Origin of the sequence: Companilactobacillus formosensis (assembly GCF_005405305.1) — a bacterium.
Lineage (GTDB): Bacteria > Bacillota > Bacilli > Lactobacillales > Lactobacillaceae > Companilactobacillus > Companilactobacillus formosensis.
Genome location: NZ_BJDU01000001.1, coordinates 464,662 through 481,861, shown reverse-complemented (window position 1 = coordinate 481,861; position 17,200 = coordinate 464,662). Strand labels below are relative to the sequence as shown.

Below are 17,200 nucleotides of genomic sequence, written 5' to 3'. Positions count from 1 at the left end.
GGATTTTTAGAGGGAACCATTGGAAGAATAAAGAAAATAAAAAATAGCGCATATGGTTATCGAAACTGGACTAACTTTATTAAGAGGATTGATCTTCAAGTCTTTTGGCTTAGAGCAAGCTCTTCAGCCCAATAAAAAAACAGCTAGACCAATTATGGTCTAACTGCTTATGTGAACTGCCATCAACTTGATTTGACGAACAGCCAGTTTTTTAATTATTAATCTGAATATCCATCTAAAATCTTTGCAAGTTGAGCTTTGTTATGGAAACCAGTTAAAGTTTCTACAACCTTGCCATCCTTCTTAACTAACAATGTTGGAATAGCCATGATTCCAAATTTCTTAGGTGTATCAGGGTTAGCATCAACATCCATCTTCAAAAACTTAACTGAATCATCATTTTCTGACAATTCTTCAACGACAGGTGATTGCATACGACATGGACCACACCATGTTGCCCAAAAGTCTACTAAAACGACACCGTCTTTTGTTTCTTCTTCAAAATCCTTATCAGTTACTTCATCAACCATTTTGTTCACTCCTTCAATAAGTTAAATACTATCATTACTAGTTTATTTTAAAAAAAGATTTGCTTAGAGGTCAACAATTGTTGCCCCGGAACCACCAGAACTTGCTGGAGCATATCCAAATGATTTCACACGTGGATTGCGTTGCAAGTACTTAGTAACTCCCTTTCTAATAACACCAGTTCCAAAACCGTGGACGATCGTAACTTGATTGTATCCGGCCAACAACGCTGAATCGATGTATTGATCAAGTTCAGACATTGCTTCTTCATAGCGTTTGCCACGAAGATCCAATTTACTAGAAAGGCCAGTACTCTTAGTTCTTTTGACCATTGTTGGTTTCTTCTCTGGTTCTGGTTCTTGATTTTGAACTTTTTCTAGTTCATCAGCACCAAACTTCATCTTTAAAATACCGAGTTGAACTTCAAATTCATTGTCTTTATTCTTGCGAACAATTGTCCCAATTTGGTCATACTGCAATGATTTGACAGTGTCACCAACCTTTAATTGTTGACGACGCTTGTTACGACGCAATACTCGGTTTTTCTTAACAGCTTCATCTTGATGCAAGTTTTTCAAGCCAGTCTTAGCGGCAATAATTTGGTCTTCCTTAACAGCTACACCATCTTGCTCTAATTTGTGCAATTTTTCAATGATTTTGTCCGATTCTTTACGAGCTTTGGAAACGATTTGATTAGCTCGAACTTTAGCCGCTTGGATTTCGGAGTTCTTTGATTTGTCTAAAGCATCACTTTTCTTTTCATAATCTTTTTGCACGTCTTTGTTCTTAGCCAATTGAATCTTTAATTGATCATTTTTTTGCTCGAATTCTTTTCGACGATTCTCAAGGTCCGCAATCATATTGTTAAGATCTTGACTTTCACCGTCCATCAAAGCCTGTCCACGATCAACAACGCTCTTGTCCATCCCTAAACGGGCAGCAATATTAAAAGCATTACTTGCACCAGGAATTCCTATCAACAGACGATAAGTTGGTTTCAATGACTTTTCATCAAATTCCATGCTGGCGTTGATTGTTTCTGGCGTATTGTAAGCAAAAATTTTCAATTCTGGATAGTGAGTTGTTGCCATGATGAAACAATGTGATTTAGCTAATTTCTCAAGAATAGCAATCGCAATTGCCGCCCCTTCTTGAGGATCAGTTCCGGCACCCAATTCATCGATCAAAACTAAACTGTGCTCTGACACTTTACGGATAATGTTGATGATGTTATCCATATGCGATGAGAACGTACTCAAGTTTTGTTCAATTGACTGTTCATCACCGATATCAACGAAAACTTCGTCAAAAACGGCAATTTCACTCTCTTCATGAGCAGGAATAAACAATCCAGCTTGAGCCATCAATTGAATCAAACCTAAAGTTTTCATTGTGATAGTTTTACCACCGGTATTAGGACCAGTGATTAACATCGTCTTGTATCCTTCACCCATTTTAATATCATTAGCTACAACCTTATCTGGGTCGATTAGAGGGTGTTTTGCATTGTGTAGGTCAACTATATGGTCTTTAGAAATAATTGGCTCAGTAGCCTTAATTTCTTTAGCATACTTAGCTTTAGCATTGATCAAATCAAATTGAGCCAATACTTCATTATTTTCCAAGATTTCATCAATTTGTGGGCGAACTAAATCAGACAATTTATTTAAAATTCTAATTTCTTCGGCCTTTTCAGAAACTTGTGCTTCATGTAGTTGATTGTTCATCCCTACGACAGCTTGTGGTTCGATATAAAGCGTTTGTCCACTGGCACTTTGATCGTGAACAACACCACCGAATTTCGTCTTATATTCAGTTTTAACTGGGATAACAAACCGATCGTCACGCAAAGTTACCAAATTCTCAGTCAAATACTTAGTATTCTTACCACGAGTATATTGTTCCATGGTGTGACGTATCTGGTCATTCAAACGAGTGATTTGATTACGGATGTACTTCAAATCTTCTGAAGCAGTATCCAAAACTCGTCCGGTATCATCGAGTGAACGTGCCAAACGTTTAGTTAATTCTGGATTGTCGATCAAATTGTCATTCAAATCATACAACTGACGCAAATCCAATTGTTCATCTTTTAAATCTTCAAAGAATTCTTTTAACTCACTAGTATTTTGGAGAACTTGACCAATTTGAGAAAGTTCAGTTCCATTTAAATTACCGTCTTTTTTTAGACGATTAGCTTGATCGTGTAAATCAGCTAGTTTTCTAACTGGGATCTCACCCTTAATCCGAATAATATCAGCACCATCTTTAGTCTGATCGATCAATCTTTGAACGATGGATTCGACTGACATCGGCATTAATTTCTTTAAGAGAGTTTTCCCACGTGTCGTGATTAGATATTTGGCAATCTCAGCTTTGATTTTGTCAAATTCCAATACTTTCAAAGCTTTATTATTCATATTCTCTCCTATTACAAAATAAGACTGAAACAAACGTCTCAGTCTTAAAGTTTAGATAGCTCCAATCCATAAATGACTAAGTAAATTCGTCAAAACTGGCGTGCTCTTAATCATTGCTGAAGCTATAAATGAATGTTCCAAAGCATGTTGAATACCGCTCACAGGCACCATTGCCATCATTAACAAGACCATGAAAATGGCCACATAAGTAACGACAAAAGCGATAATACCTCCACTTAGAATATTGATGTCATTGTACATTGGAAAATACGTCAGGCGCTTGAAATAAAGTCCAGCAAATCTAACGATGATCCAACCGATAAAACATACAAAAATAAAAGCAAAAGCGCGGTAAAATGCATTATCCAATTCCATACCAACTTTTGTTGAGAAAAAGGCAAACTCACTGCCTAAATTAGCCGAAGGATATGGTACTAACATTTCAAATTTAGGGCCCAGTGCTTTAAAAGTCACCAATGCCAAAGCAAAGAATAGTACATATCCGATTGCATAAAATGCCTCCATGGCAAGTCCACGGCGAGCGCCAATATAAAAACCATATATCAAAAGTAAAATAAGTAACAGACTCAGCATTATTTCCCCTTACTTCAATCATGCTAAAAAGCGAATTTATAAATCATAGGACTAGATACAATCAAACGATTGGCGAATGCCAATCGTTAAGTGTTTTGCTTTATTGATCTTCGTCACTTGTGAAGGTGTTCAAAACTTCTTGAACCATATCCCATTCCTCAGGATCTTCGATTGGATCTAAATCTCCAGCATCGACGTCACCATTTTCGTCAGGTTTAAATGAGAATGCTTGAATTTCAATTTCCTCATCATCTTCACTGGCCTTAGGATATAGGAATACATATGACTTACCATAGTCGTCTGATTCAAAAGTAAAAAGAATTTTGTAAACTTCTTCATTACCTTGGTCATCACTTAAAATAACTTCGTCTAAATCTTTTGGTGGTTGTTTTTCACTCATGTTTATCACCTTAATTTCGTGTTAGTTTACCTTTAGCATCAAGATAATTTTGTAAAATCATCTCAGCGGCAATCTTATCGATAACTTTCTTTCGTTTTTTACGAGACACGTCGGCCTCATCAATCAACATTCTCTCAGCTTGAACAGTTGTCAGACGCTCATCGATGAAATCAATTGGTAAATGAAATCTGTCTTCGACCATCTTGCCGTACTCGCGAGATTTTTCTACTCTAGGCCCTTCAGTATTATTCATATTTTTGGGCAAGCCTAATACAATTCCTGTGGGTTGCTTTTCTTTGATAATTTCGCCTAATCGATCTAAGCCAAATTCTTCTTTATCCTCATTGATACGGATGATTTCTACTCCTTGAGCAGTCCACCCCAATAAATCGCTGCAAGCAACACCAACAGTCCTTGAACCAACATCTAAACCTAATAATCTCATTTATTTACCTTGATTGAGATAACTCTTAACTAATTCTTCAATTATCTCGTCTCTTTCATGCTTCAAAATCAAATTACGAGCATCGTTATGTCTTGGAATATAAGCTGGATCACCAGAAAGTAGGTATCCAACGATTTGGTTAATTGGGTTATATCCCTTTTCTTCTAGTGATTGGTAAACACTTTGCAGTGTTTCTTTGACATCTTTGCCCTTGTTTTCATTAAAATCGAAACTCATAGTTTTATCAAGTGAACTCATGGCAAACCTCCATCTAACTAAAATTTAAGTGACCGAAAAGCTTCATTTCAATTATAGCCCACTTTATAGAGATTTAATAATATCTTTAGCTAATTGTAACGCATTTGTTAAACCAGCCGGATTCTTTCCACCAGCTTGCGCCATATCTGGACGACCACCGCCGCCACCTTGAATTTCTTTAGATATTTTCTTAATTAAATCTCCAGCTTTAACACCTTTGTCTTGAGCATCCTTATTAACTGCTACGACTAGACTAGCTTTATTATCGCCACTAGCACCAAGTACTAAAATGTCGGAACTGTTATCATTCTTCCACTTATCAGCTAATTGTCTAAGAGCTGACATGTCGGCAGGAACAATATTTGAAATGACTTTGTAGCCATTGATTTCTTCCACGTTGTCAAAGACTTCAGCGGATTTTTGATTTGTAAGTTGTGTCTTTAAGTTTTGGTTATCGCGTTTAAGAGCCTTGATTTCGTCAGCCATTTGAGTTGCTCGACTAGGAGCATCCTTTAATTGGTTGACCTTCATATTCTTAGCTGTCTCTTGCAATGTTTGTAGTTGTTCATTCAAGTATTCGAAGGCTTCTTCACCAGTTACAGCTTCGATTCTTCTAGTACCTGAACCGATAGCAGATTCAGAAGTGATCTTGAACAAACCTAGTTCTGAAGTATTGCGGGCATGTGTACCACCACAGAATTCTGTTGAGTAATCATCAATTTCAACTACTCGAACAGTGTCGCCATATTTTTCACTAAATAAAGCAATGGCACCCTTCTTCTTCTTAGCCTCTTCAATAGGCAAGACTTCTGTCTTAACAGGAATAGCTGCCCAGATTTTTTCATTAACAATCTTTTCAAGGTCTGAGATTTGTTCTGGTGTCAAAGCAGCATTACTGTTGAAGTCAAAACGTAAGTAGTCTGGTTCAACTAATGATCCAGCTTGGTGAGTTCTTGAACTAACAACGTCACGCAAAGCTTGATCCAACAAGTGAGTAGCTGTGTGATTGTGACGAACTTTTTCACGGAAATCAGTATCGATCTTCAATTGATATTCTGTATCAACATCAATTTCTGACATGATATTTACCAAGTGAATATTTTGACCATTTGGTGCATGTTGAACGTCAATTACTTCAGCAACTTGGTTGCCTTTAAGGTCGTAAATATTACCAGCATCGGCAACTTGTCCACCCATTTCAGCGTAGAAAGGAGTTGTATCAAAGACTAATTGAGCTTGGCCTTCAGTAGCAGACTTCACTTCTTTATCACTAACGATGATGTTCTTCAAAGTACTTTGAGTTTCATTGTGATCATAACCAATGAACTCACTAGGTGTCTTGATTTCCATCAAAGTTTCATCTTGCATACCCATTGATTGTAAGTTTCCACGAGCTTCACGAGCACGTTGCTTTTGAGCTTCCATGTTTTCCTTGAAACCAGCTTCATCAACTGACAAGCCTTCGTCATTAGCATATTCACGAGTTAATTCCATTGGGAAACCGTAAGTATCGTAAAGTTTGAAGGCATTAGCACCATCGATAACAGTTTCATTTTTCTTACGTAAATCAGCAATAACACCGTTAAGTAAAGCAAGACCAGCATCAAGAGTTTCTGAAAAGCGCTTCTCTTCTTGTTGAATAGTCTTAGAAATAAATTCTTGTTGTTGGCTAACTTCTGGATAGTAACTTTCCATAATTTTACCAACGATTGGTGTCAATCTGTAAAGGAATGGTCCATTGATACCAAGTTTCTTTCCATTCAAAACAGCACGTCTGATCAAACGTCTAATAACGTATCCACGACCTTCGTTTGAAGGCAAAGCTCCATCTCCAATAGCAAAGGAAACAGTTCTAGCGTGGTCAGCGATAATCTTGAATGAAATATCATTTTCAGCATCTTCGCCGTACTTCTTGCCACTGATTTGACCAACATCTTCGATCAAAGGCATGAACAAGTCAGTTTCGAAGTTAGTCTTAGTACCTTGAATGATGGAAACTAGACGTTCTAGTCCCATCCCCGTATCAATATTCTTATGTGGTTGTTCAACATATTGACCATTTGGCAAATGATTCAATTCTGAGAACACGATGTTCCAAACTTCTAGATAACGTTCATTTTCGCCACCAGGATAGTTTTCTGGATCGTCTTCAGCTAGATTATTAAATGACTGACCACGGTCGTAGAAGATTTCTGAATCGGGACCACAAGGACCTTCACCAATATCCCAGAAATTATCTTCAGCTTTTAAGATATGATCTTGAGGGATTCCTACTTCAGCCCAAAGCTTTTGAGTCTCAGTATCCTTAGGATAAGTTGTCACATACATCTTGTTGACATCCATACCGATCCAGTCAGGACTTGTTAAGAATTCAAAAGCCCAAGGAATAACTTCTTTCTTGAAGTAATCACCAACTGAAAAGTTACCTAGCATTTCAAAGAATGTTTGGTGACGAGCTGTTTTACCAACATTTTCAATATCATTTGTTCTGATACACTTTTGAACATTAGTGATACGTGGGTTCTTTGGCACAACTGTACCATCAAAATATTTCTTCAAAGTAGCAACACCAGAGTTGATCCACAACAAAGTTGGATCGTCATGTGGAACTAATGATGCACTGGGTTCAATCATGTGACCTTTTGATTGGAAAAAGTCTAAAAACATTTTTCTTATTTCAGCACTTGATAAATTCTTCATTTTATCTCCCCAAAAAAACGAAAAATCGCTGCATTCCAAGGACGCCACTGCGCGGTACCACCTTGTTTGCAACGATTTTCGTTAGCCTCTCAACACTTATTATTTACAATTTAAATTGGCAGCATCTTTATATTCAATATTTAGGCTTTTTCACCAACTAGCCCTCTCTGAGAAGTACTCAATATAAGATATATCCAAGGAAAATATTAACCATCAACTTAAAAATTGTCAATATTTATATCTGAGCTAACTATTAATCTAGCTATTACGTCTTGCATCTCTTTGTTTTCTACGTTCCTGTCTAATCTTGATCTTTCTTTGTTGACGATGTTCTTCATTGATTGCCTTTTTGATCTTCTTCTTGTAGCCAGGTTTTTTCTTTGTCTTTTGTTTTTTAACGTAACCAACTAATTTGGTATCAAGTTTCTCTTGATTAGCTTTACGTGTGAAACGACGATCACGTTCAACTGCTTCAACGATTTCACCATTCTTAATATCCTTAGGTTCAAAAGTGATTCCCATATGTTCAATGGCATCAACTTTATTTTCTTCACCGGGATCATACAAAGTAATGGCAATACCCGACATCTTGTTACGACCAGTTCTACCAACACGGTGAATGAAGAAGTCTAGATCATCAGGGATTTCGGCATTGATAACGTGAGAAACACCGTTGATATCAATTCCACGTGCAGCCAAGTCAGTAGCAACTACGAATTGATATTCCATGTTTTCAACTTGTTTCATCGTACGTTTACGTTCTCTAGGTGTTAATCCACCATGGATACGAGCAACTTTTAGACCTTTGCCACGAAGATATTGATAAATTTCATCAACTGTCTTCTTAGTATTAGCGAATACCAAGACCAAGTAATGTTCACCAATCGTCATTAATTGGTAAATAATTTCTTTCTTGTCACGGCCGTGTGAGAACATCAACCAGTTGTCAACGTTCTTAGGAATGATGCTGTTGTTCTTGATCTCAACTCTTTGAGGTCCGTGCATGTATTTCTTCAAGAATGGTTCTAATTTTTGTGGAATCGTGGCAGAAAAGACCATCATTTCGCGGTCTTCTGGCAACTTGTCAGTAATTTTGTCAACAACATCCAAGAATCCCATATCTAAAGTCATATCAGCTTCATCAATCACGTATCTTTGAACGTTCTCAACATGCAAAGAATTGTCGCTGATAAGATCCCAAAGTCTTCCGGGAGTTCCAATAGCAATTTGTGGTTGGTGAGCTTCTAGCTTCTTTCTTTGACGATCTCTGTCGGCTCCCCCAACGAAGATAAAGGCATTGTATTCTTCAGGATAGTTTTTCAAAATTGCTTGTGTATCTTCATAAATTTGGTATGCCAACTCACGACTAGGTGTCGCAATCAAAAGTTGTACTTCTTGATCACTAGTCAAGGCGTTCATTGATGGCAACAAGAAAGCGTGTGTTTTACCAGAACCTGTTTCTGATTGAACGATAATGTCCTTCTTCTTGTTGATCAATGAAATTACTGCTTCTTGGACTGGAGTTGGTTCTTCAAAATGTATCTCTTTTAATGATTTATTGATAGCATCATTAAAGTTGTATTGTGAAAATTTAGTCATCTATTCACCCTTCTGGTTATATTTAGCTACTAAGTCTTTTAGTTCTTCAAACATTTGTTTTACTTCATCAAGATCTTTGGCAGTTGCTCCACTAGCAAGTGGGTGTCCGCCACCATCATGGTTCTTAGCTAATTCATTAATAACTGGTCCTTGAGAACGCAAGTGCATTCTGAAAGTTCCATCGTCTTTTTGAACAGCTTCCATCCATGAACAAACTTCCTTCAAGCGACCTGGTGTAGAAACGACTGAATTAGCTTGTTCTTGATTGATACCAAGTTTCTTCATCATTTCAAGGTCAATTACGGCATAAGCTGCACCAGTAGAATCGATTTGCAAAATATCAAATAAGACACCTTGAAGTTTGGCTTGTTTTAAAGTGATCTCGTTCATCTTGTTGTTAATAGCGGCTGTATCAACGCCTAAAGCGATAAACTTACCACCGACACGCATTGTATGTTCAGTTGTTGCTGGATACAAGAATCTTCCTGTATCGCCAACGATTCCGGCGTATAAGTAATAAGCTACTTCTTTAGTCAAAGTTAATTCAGAACTGCTGTCGATCAAATCGGCAATAATTTCTGAACTAGAACTAGCATCAGTATTAACAAAAAGTTGATCACCGTAAGCATCATCATTAGGATGGTGGTCGATTTTGATCAAGTAAGCTCCATCATCAAAACGTTGATCGTCAATTCTTGGTTGATTGGCAGTATCAGTAACGATTACTAAGGCACCCTTGTAGTCTTCATCAGTTACTTCTTGAACTGTGGAGAGCCACTTCAAACCTTCAGTGTTATTGCCACCAATTAAAACATTTTTTTCTGGAAATGCTTGGCGAATGGCTGTGGCTAAACCAGCTTGAGATCCCAATGCATCAGGATCAGAATTTTGATGACGTAGAATGATAATTCTATCATATTTTTTGATTGTTGCAATTATTTGCGCAAAGCTATTCATACTTGTCCTCCTTATAAGACAAATTCAAAGAGACTTCCTCATACGACAATGGGTCAAGATTAGTGACCGTAATCCCCAAGAGGCGAATCTTTTGATCAGTTACCTTTAATTTATCATAAATATCTTTGGCAACACGATAAATTTCTGATTTTGTTTGGACATAATCTTGAAAACTCATCCGTTTAGTAAACGTTTCAAAGTCAGAATTTCGTAATTTTAAAACGACTGTCTTACCGTGCTGACGTTTTTTTCGTAAATCTTGGCTGACCATTTCAGCTAAAAAATCTAATTCTTGATAAATTTGTTCTTCAGTAACTAGATTACGATTATAAGTTCGTTCTCGACCGATTGATTTGCGCAAGCGATGTCCTTCAACTGGAGAATCATCAATTCCATGGACTCGTTTATACATTACGTAACCCATCTTGCCAAATTTTTGTAAAAACGTATCTTGATCGAGATTTTGTAAATCTTCACCAGTGTAAATATCCATCTCGTGAAGTTTTTCCTGCATAGCTTTCCCGATGCCGTTGAACTTTTCAATTGGAATCGGTTTGAGAAATTCTTTAGCATACTTACCAAGGATAATCGTTCGGCCAAAAGGTTTGCGATAATCCGAAGCCATCTTAGCTAAGAATTTGTTATAAGAAATACCAACGGAACAAGTTAAATTAGTTTCTTTGACGATTCGTTGTTGAATATAATTGGCAATCTTAATCGTATTAGTTTCATTAAGTTTATTTTTAGTGACATCTAAGTAAGCTTCATCCAAAGCAACTGATTGATAATTGTCAGTCACGTCGGCAAAAATATCGTGAATTTGATTGGAAACACTACGATACAGTTCAAAATTAGGTGGCGTGATAACTAATTTCTCTTTGGGAATCAAATCAACTGCTTGTTGAGCGGGCATAGCTGAATGAGCTCCGTATTTTCTAGCATTGTAATTAGCTGTGGTTACTACTCCGTGGTGATGGTGTTTTCGTGGGTCTTGAGCTACGATCAAACATTTCTTTTTGTATTCGGGATGTTCCCTTTCTTCCACAGAAGCGAAAAAAGCATCCATATCAACATGGATGACTTTTCTGTTTTCTTCAATTTTAATGGGTATTTTTAAGAAGATAAATACTACCTCTAATCATCCCAAACCCAAGAGTTACCATCACGTTCAAGTAACATTTCTGCGGAATCTGGTCCCATCGTGCCACTAACGTAATTTGGAAATTCTGGTGTTTGACTAGCCCAACGTTCTTCAATCGTATCAATATACTTCCAAGTACTTCTTAATTCATCCCAAAGTGTAAAATGAACACGGTCTCCAGAAAGAATATCGATAATCAAACTCTCATAAGCTTCACGAGCATTGTCGAATTCCTTTTCTTCTGGGAACTTGATGAAATCTTGAGCTGACTCTTTGTAGTCAATTCCGTTGATTAAAATACTGTGACCATCTTTTCTTTCAATCAAAAGTGTCACGACTGTATTAGGTTTAATGCCTAATTCATCAACTTTTTCATTGAAGACGATATCGATTCTTGAAGTCTTATCAGGCATTCTCTTACCAGAACGAACGTAGAATGGAACGCCACTCCAACGATCTGAATCAAATTCAAGTTTACCAGCAGTGAAAGTTTCAATGTTAGAATCTTCCGCTACCTTGTCTTCTTGACGATAGGCGTTTTCTTCACCGAGTTTATCAGTGTCATATTGTCCACGAACAAAATCTTGATCAACTTGCTCTGGAGTCATTTCTTTCAAAGAAGCGAACAAGTCACACTTGTGTTTGTGGATAATTTTGGCATCAGTAGCTTCTGGTTCATCCATAGCTGTGGCACCGATAATTTGCATAATGTGGTTTTGAACCATATCACGAAGTACCCCAGCAGTTTCATAGTATCCACCACGATCTTCAACACCAATTTTTTCAGCCAAAGTCACTTGAATATTTGAAACATATTTGTTATTCAAAGCTTTTTCAAACTTAGGATTGTGTGCACGAAGATCAGGAATAACTTGAACCATCTTCTTACCTAAATAATGGTCAATACGGTAAATATCGTCTTCTGGAAAAGCTTTAGAAATATTGCCGTTCAATTCACAAGCTGAATCTAAATCACGACCAAATGGTTTTTCGATAACCAAACGATTGTAACCGTCAGTCTTCAAACCTTCTGAATTGATGTGTTCAGCAACAGTTCCAAAGAATCTTGGAGCAATTGCCATGTAGTAAACGCGGTTGTGGCCAGCAGAAAATTGATCATCTAGTTTAGCAGCCAAATTCTTTAGAGCAATGTAATGTTCTGAATCATTGACGTCATGTGATTGATAGAAGAAATGTTGTGCAAATTCTTTCATTACATTTTCACTATCATCAAAGTAGTCCTTCAAAGAAGTGATAACAGTTTCACGGAAATAGTCATCACTCCAAGGACGACGAGCAGTACCGATAACGGCAAAGTGATCTTTTAAAAATCCCGATTTATACAAACGGAACAAAGAAGGATACAGTTTTCGATGAGCTAAATCACCAGATCCCCCAAAAATAATAAAAATTGCTGATTTTTCTGTAACCATTTTTAAACTCCTTTGAAAGCATCATGTAATTATATTTTACAACATGAATTATTAAACTTCTTCATTAAACGCTTATTATTTATATAAATATCCTGTTTACTTAGAAATGATATACCCTCAAGTTAGGTTTAAGGCAAGAAAAAATACTTGCTAAGTTTGCCGTCGTCCACAAAAGCCCCGCTTCTTAATCTTAAAGATAAGGTCAAAACACTAAAATCAAAACCTATAAAAAAAGATTGGAGCGCTTGGCTTCAATCTTTTTTTGATTAATTATTTTGTTTCTTCTTTTGTATCTTCTGCATCTTTTGATTCTTCAGCTTTTGGTTCTTCTGTCTTTGAATCTTCAGCTGGTTTTTCATCAGCAGTTTCTACTTTTTCAGTTTCAGCTTCTTTTGGTTCTTCGGCTGGAGCTTCTTTCTTTTCATTCTTTGCTTCTGCGCTGTCTTCTTTAGCAGCTGTTACGCTGTTACCTGGTTCAGCACGACGAATGAAGTTTAGGTCAAATGTTAGATAAATTCCGTCACAATCTACGACAACTTCTTTGTTGTCACGATCGATTGATGCGATAACACCTTTGATACCACCAAGAGTAACGACTTTGTCACCTTTGTTCATACCTTTAAGCATTTCTTGACGTTTTTGTTGTTGCTTCTTTTGAGGACGAATTGATAAAAAGTACATACCAACGAACATGATAACGACAAAAATCATGAGTCCCATTGATCCACCAGCACCTGCAGCACCTAATGTAAGCATATTCAAATTTTCCACCTCTTAATAATTTGCATAAGTATAGATTAACAAAAATTTTCCTGTCTTTCCACACTAGTAGGTTTTTCTTATCAAAATCTTCTAAAAATTCTTAGCATTTTCTTTGTTGAAACCGTAATCTTCAAAGACGTGTTCTCTAAATTCTAGTAAATTGTCATCTTTGATAGCTTGACGAACGCCTTTCATCAAGTTCAACAAGAAGTACAAATTGTGGTAACTAGTCAAATGTGTACCGAACAATTCGTTGGCGTTGATCAAATGACGAATGTAAGCACGTGAGTAATTACGACATACGTAACAGTCACAGTCGGGATCGATTGGACCGAAGTCTCTTGCATATTTAGCATTCTTAACTACTAGACGGCCATGAGTTGTCATACAAGTACCATTTCTGGCAATTCTTGTTGGCAAGACGCAGTCAAACATGTCAATTCCTCTAATTACACCGTCGATCAAGGAGTCAGCCGTACCTACTCCCATCAAATAGCGAGGTTTGTTCTCTGGCAATAGTGGTGTTGTAAAATCAAGGACACGATTCATTTCGCTCTTTGATTCACCAACTGAAAGTCCTCCAATTGAATAACCGGGGAAATCCATACTTACTAAATCTTTGACACTTTGCTTACGTAGATCTTCAAACCCTGCACCTTGAACGATACCAAACAAAGCTTGCCAATCAGGATTACGATGAGCTTTTAGACCACGTTCAGCCCAACGACTAGTTCTAGCAACAGATTTTTTGATGTAGTCATAGCTTTCGAAGAATGGTGGACATTCATCCAAACTCATCATGATATCTGGGCCTAAGTAATTTTCAATCTTGATGGCTTTTTCTGGTGACAAGAATTCACGACGACCATTCAAATGGTTTCTAAAATGAACTCCGGCTTCAGTGATATCACGAGTTTTAGCTAGTGAAAAGACTTGAAAACCACCAGAATCAGTCAAGATACCTTTGTCCCAATTCATGAATTTGTGCAAACCACCGGCTTCTTTAACAATGTCTTCACCAGGGCGCAACCACAAGTGATAAGTATTAGCCAAAACGATTGTAGCACCAATTTTTTCTAGGTCTTCGGGTGCCATGTTTTTAACTGAAGCTTCCGTTCCAACTGGCATGAAGATTGGTGTTTCAAAAGTTCCATGTGGTGTTTCTAGCATACCTAAACGTGCACCAGTATGCTTTTCTTTTTTAATTAATGTGTATTTAACAGCTGGTTCCATATATTCCCTCTACTTAATGAACATTGCATCGCCGAAACTGAAGAAACGATATTTTTCCTCAACAGCGTGACGATAAGCGTTCAAGATATTTTCACGACCAGTAAATGCAGCAACTAACATAACCAAAGTTGATTTTGGCAAGTGGAAGTTAGTGATAAATTCATCGACAACTTTCCATTCGTAACCAGGTTTGATAAAGATGTCAGTCCAACCACTGTCGGCTTTGATTTCTCCATTAAACTTAGTACCGATAGTTTCCAGCGTTCTGATTGAAGTAGTTCCAGTCGCAACGATCTTGCCACCGTTTTTCTTAACTTCATTCAAAGTCTTAGCTGAATCTTCATCCAAACGATAAAATTCTGAATGCATTACGTGCTTATCAACGTCAGATTCGGTCACGGGTCTAAATGTTCCTAGACCAACGTGCAAAGTTACATAAACTAATTTAACGCCTTTTGCTTCAACTTGTTTTAGCAAATCTTTAGTCCAGTGTAATCCAGCAGTTGGAGCAGCGGCTGAACCATTTTCTTTGGCATAAACAGTTTGATAACGGTCAGGATCATCGAGTTTTTCTTTGATGTATGGAGGAAGTGGCATTTCACCTAATTGTTCCAAAATCTCCATGAAGATTCCTTGGTAATGAAATTCGATGATTTTTCCACCATGTTCAAGGTTTTCCAAAACTTCAGCTTCTAGTTGACCATCGCCAAATTGAACCTTTGTACCAACTTTGGCACGACGAGCTGGCTTCATCAAAACTTCCCACTTGTCACCTTCGATGTTGTTCAACAACAATACTTCTTCGTGGCCGTCAGTGTCTTCTTTAGTTCCATACAAACGAGCTGGTAAAACTCGAGAATTGTTCATAACTAAAGCATCCCCAGGATTCAAATAATCCAAGATGTCATAAAAATGCTTGTCTTGATATTCACCTGTTTCGTGGTCCAAAACTAGTAGTCTTGAGTGATCACGGTCTTTGATAGGTGTTTGGGCAATTAGTTCTTCTGGTAAATCATAATCAAAATCTTCAGTTGATAGTGACATTAATGTAATCTCCTTTTATGTGGTTTAATAAAATTCTTTAGATACGCCAAAACGAGTAAATCGCTTTACTCGTTTTTTTCGGGATAAGGTATTCCCATGTGTTCATAACCTTTTCTCGTCACGACACGACCCTTGGCAGTTCTCTTCAAGAATCCCATTTGCATAAGATATGGTTCATAAACTTCTTCAATTGTTTCTTGGTCTTCACCAATATTAGCAGCGATGACTTTTAGACCGACAGGACCACCATTGTATAGTTCAATGATCATCTCTAAAATTCTGCGATCCAAATGATCTAATCCAGCATCGTCAACTTGTAATTGATTCAAAGCAGATTTTGCCATCTTGTAATCAATCGTATCTTGATTAGCCACTTGAGCAAAATCGCGGACACGTTTTAACAAACGGTTGGCAATTCTAGGTGTCCCACGGGATCTTCTAGCAATCTCATGAGCCCCTTCTTCATCGACATTGATGTTTAAAACTTGTGCAGAACGGAAAACAATTTTAGACAATTCATCTATGGTATAGTACTCCATTCTTTCGACAATTCCAAACCGATCTCTTAGTGGAGCAGAAAGTTTTCCGGCAGCGGTCGTTGCTCCAATCAAAGTGTAAGGCACTAGTTGGTGATGCAGTGAACGTGATTCGCTACCTTGCCCAACGATAATATCAATGTAGAAATCTTCCATGGCTGAATATAAAACTTCTTCAACCGCTCTAGGCATACGGTGAATTTCATCAATAAATAAGACGTCACCTGGTTCTAGTTCATCCAAAACAGCTACTAAGTCTCCAGATTTTTCAATCGAAGGACCAGTTGTCGTATGAATGTTGACGCCCATTTCATTAGCGATAATCATAGCCAAAGTTGTCTTACCTAACCCTGGAGGTCCATATAGTAAAACGTGGTCTAGAGTTTGTTGGCGTTGTTTGGCAGCTTTGATATAAACATCTAATTCTTTTTTAGCTTTTTCTTGACCCAAATATTGGTCAAAACTTTGGGGACGGAGCGTTTGTTCAACGATATTTTCAATATTATCTAATGAATCGGCATCCGTTAAACGTTCATCATCATTTTCGATAATTGACACCTCCCTAACTCAATAATTTTAATCCGGCACGTAAGTATTCGTCGGCAGATTTGAGATTTTCTTTTTCTAATTGTGATTTTACTTTGCTGATTTCTTTAGCTGAATAACCTAATGAATCTAAGGCTGCTAATCCATCTTCTAATTCTTGATTGCCGGTACTTAAGACAGCTGGAGTTTCACCTAGTGTCATTTGACCTTCTGCGGTAAATTTACCAGATAAATCCAAGATGATTTGTTGAGCCGTTTTCTTACCAATCTTAGGAAACTTAGTTAAGAATTTGACATCGTCATTTTCAATCGCATGGATCAACCCTTGCAAGTCTTGCCCAGCTAAAATGGCTAGAGCACTCTTTGGTCCAATTCCTGAAACGCTGATTAAATGTAAGAAAATATTTTTCTCATTCAAATCATAAAAGCCATACAATGATTGCTCATTATCACGGACGATTTGTTCAACGTAAACTCTTGCTTCTTGATTTTCTTCGTAACGATAAGGATTTGCCACTTGTACTTTGTAGCCGACCCCTTGGACATCCACCACAATATATGAAGGAGTCACTGATGTTATTAAACCATTCAAATATTCAAACAT

The 17,200-nt window shown here is 37.4% G+C and carries 17 protein-coding genes; 1 reads left to right on the top strand and 16 read right to left on the bottom strand.

The annotated features are described in order from the left end of the window. Positions 1-135: transposase (locus FFM65_RS02365; protein ID WP_137610092.1), on the top strand; the 135-nt coding region annotated here is incomplete at its 5' end. An 83-nt stretch (positions 136-218) separates the two neighbouring features. On the opposite strand, the gene trxA is transcribed toward FFM65_RS02365, so the two are convergent. The 16 genes from trxA to ruvA all read right to left on the bottom strand — a co-directional run bounded on the left by trxA (position 219) and on the right by ruvA (position 17,200). Continuing rightward, complete coding sequence (gene trxA / locus FFM65_RS02360) at positions 219-530, bottom strand: thioredoxin (protein WP_119317446.1); 312 nt, start codon at positions 528-530, stop codon at positions 219-221. Positions 531-593: 63 nt separating this feature from the next. Further along, a complete protein-coding gene (locus FFM65_RS02355; protein WP_119317445.1) occupies positions 594-2,948 on the bottom strand; it encodes an endonuclease MutS2 in 2,355 nt (784 codons plus the stop codon). A gap of 51 nt (positions 2,949-2,999) precedes the next feature. Beyond that, positions 3,000-3,542, bottom strand: a complete 543-nt coding sequence (locus tag FFM65_RS02350) for a CvpA family protein (RefSeq protein ID WP_119317444.1) — start codon at positions 3,540-3,542, stop codon at positions 3,000-3,002. 100 nt (positions 3,543-3,642) lie between these two features. Beyond that, the gene (locus FFM65_RS02345) at positions 3,643-3,942 is read right to left on the bottom strand and encodes a DUF1292 domain-containing protein (protein WP_119317443.1); all 300 of its coding nucleotides are present in this window, start codon (positions 3,940-3,942) and stop codon (positions 3,643-3,645) included. A gap of 10 nt (positions 3,943-3,952) precedes the next feature. After that, positions 3,953-4,387, bottom strand: coding sequence for a Holliday junction resolvase RuvX (ruvX, locus tag FFM65_RS02340; RefSeq protein WP_059074218.1), 435 nt, complete (start codon positions 4,385-4,387; stop codon positions 3,953-3,955). After that, positions 4,388-4,645: an IreB family regulatory phosphoprotein gene (locus FFM65_RS02335; protein ID WP_010018752.1), complete on the bottom strand. Its 258-nt coding sequence runs from the start codon at positions 4,643-4,645 to the stop codon at positions 4,388-4,390. A gap of 63 nt (positions 4,646-4,708) precedes the next feature. Continuing rightward, entirely contained in the window at positions 4,709-7,345 is a 2,637-nt protein-coding gene (alaS, locus tag FFM65_RS02330; RefSeq protein ID WP_119317442.1) for an alanine--tRNA ligase, read from the bottom strand. Between the two features lie 258 nt (positions 7,346-7,603). After that, positions 7,604-8,944: a DEAD/DEAH box helicase gene (locus FFM65_RS02325; RefSeq protein WP_119317441.1), complete on the bottom strand. Its 1,341-nt coding sequence runs from the start codon at positions 8,942-8,944 to the stop codon at positions 7,604-7,606. Continuing rightward, complete coding sequence (locus tag FFM65_RS02320; protein ID WP_119317440.1) at positions 8,945-9,901, bottom strand: DHH family phosphoesterase; 957 nt, start codon at positions 9,899-9,901, stop codon at positions 8,945-8,947. It lies immediately after the preceding gene. Beyond that, positions 9,894-11,024 carry a DNA polymerase IV gene (dinB, locus tag FFM65_RS02315; RefSeq protein WP_119317439.1) on the bottom strand — a complete coding sequence of 377 codons (1,131 nt, stop codon included), beginning with the start codon at positions 11,022-11,024 and terminating at the stop codon, positions 9,894-9,896. The genes FFM65_RS02320 and dinB overlap by 8 nt, the downstream gene beginning before the upstream one ends. A gap of 11 nt (positions 11,025-11,035) precedes the next feature. Further along, positions 11,036-12,475, bottom strand: a complete 1,440-nt coding sequence (gene zwf, locus FFM65_RS02310; protein ID WP_119317438.1) for a glucose-6-phosphate dehydrogenase — start codon at positions 12,473-12,475, stop codon at positions 11,036-11,038. Positions 12,476-12,745: 270 nt separating this feature from the next. Beyond that, positions 12,746-13,231, bottom strand: a complete 486-nt coding sequence (yajC, locus tag FFM65_RS02305; RefSeq protein WP_119317469.1) for a preprotein translocase subunit YajC — start codon at positions 13,229-13,231, stop codon at positions 12,746-12,748. Between the two features lie 96 nt (positions 13,232-13,327). Continuing rightward, on the bottom strand, positions 13,328-14,470 hold the full coding sequence (tgt, locus tag FFM65_RS02300; protein ID WP_119317437.1) for a tRNA guanosine(34) transglycosylase Tgt: 1,143 nt from the start codon (positions 14,468-14,470) through the stop codon (positions 13,328-13,330). A 9-nt stretch (positions 14,471-14,479) separates the two neighbouring features. After that, positions 14,480-15,514 (bottom strand): tRNA preQ1(34) S-adenosylmethionine ribosyltransferase-isomerase QueA, encoded by a 1,035-nt coding sequence (gene queA, locus FFM65_RS02295; protein WP_010018740.1) that lies wholly within the window; start codon positions 15,512-15,514, stop codon positions 14,480-14,482. Positions 15,515-15,579: 65 nt separating this feature from the next. Further along, complete coding sequence (gene ruvB / locus FFM65_RS02290) at positions 15,580-16,599, bottom strand: Holliday junction branch migration DNA helicase RuvB (protein WP_119317468.1); 1,020 nt, start codon at positions 16,597-16,599, stop codon at positions 15,580-15,582. A 13-nt stretch (positions 16,600-16,612) separates the two neighbouring features. Further along, complete coding sequence (gene ruvA, locus FFM65_RS02285) at positions 16,613-17,200, bottom strand: Holliday junction branch migration protein RuvA (protein WP_119317436.1); 588 nt, start codon at positions 17,198-17,200, stop codon at positions 16,613-16,615.

Coding starts and splice junctions, on each gene's coding strand:
- queA (WP_010018740.1), bottom strand. CDS start 15,514: ATGTCACTATCAACTGAAGATTTTGATTATGATTTACCAGAAGAACTA.
- ruvA (WP_119317436.1), bottom strand. CDS start 17,200: ATGTTTGAATATTTGAATGGTTTAATAACATCAGTGACTCCTTCATAT.
- zwf (WP_119317438.1), bottom strand. CDS start 12,475: ATGGTTACAGAAAAATCAGCAATTTTTATTATTTTTGGGGGATCTGGT.
- FFM65_RS02335 (WP_010018752.1), bottom strand. CDS start 4,645: ATGAGTTCACTTGATAAAACTATGAGTTTCGATTTTAATGAAAACAAG.
- FFM65_RS02355 (WP_119317445.1), bottom strand. CDS start 2,948: ATGAATAATAAAGCTTTGAAAGTATTGGAATTTGACAAAATCAAAGCT.
- FFM65_RS02325 (WP_119317441.1), bottom strand. CDS start 8,944: ATGACTAAATTTTCACAATACAACTTTAATGATGCTATCAATAAATCA.
- ruvX (WP_059074218.1), bottom strand. CDS start 4,387: ATGAGATTATTAGGTTTAGATGTTGGTTCAAGGACTGTTGGTGTTGCT.
- FFM65_RS02345 (WP_119317443.1), bottom strand. CDS start 3,942: ATGAGTGAAAAACAACCACCAAAAGATTTAGACGAAGTTATTTTAAGT.
- yajC (WP_119317469.1), bottom strand. CDS start 13,231: ATGCTTACATTAGGTGCTGCAGGTGCTGGTGGATCAATGGGACTCATG.
- trxA (WP_119317446.1), bottom strand. CDS start 530: ATGGTTGATGAAGTAACTGATAAGGATTTTGAAGAAGAAACAAAAGAC.
- FFM65_RS02350 (WP_119317444.1), bottom strand. CDS start 3,542: ATGCTGAGTCTGTTACTTATTTTACTTTTGATATATGGTTTTTATATT.
- FFM65_RS02320 (WP_119317440.1), bottom strand. CDS start 9,901: ATGAATAGCTTTGCGCAAATAATTGCAACAATCAAAAAATATGATAGA.
- alaS (WP_119317442.1), bottom strand. CDS start 7,345: ATGAAGAATTTATCAAGTGCTGAAATAAGAAAAATGTTTTTAGACTTT.
- tgt (WP_119317437.1), bottom strand. CDS start 14,470: ATGGAACCAGCTGTTAAATACACATTAATTAAAAAAGAAAAGCATACT.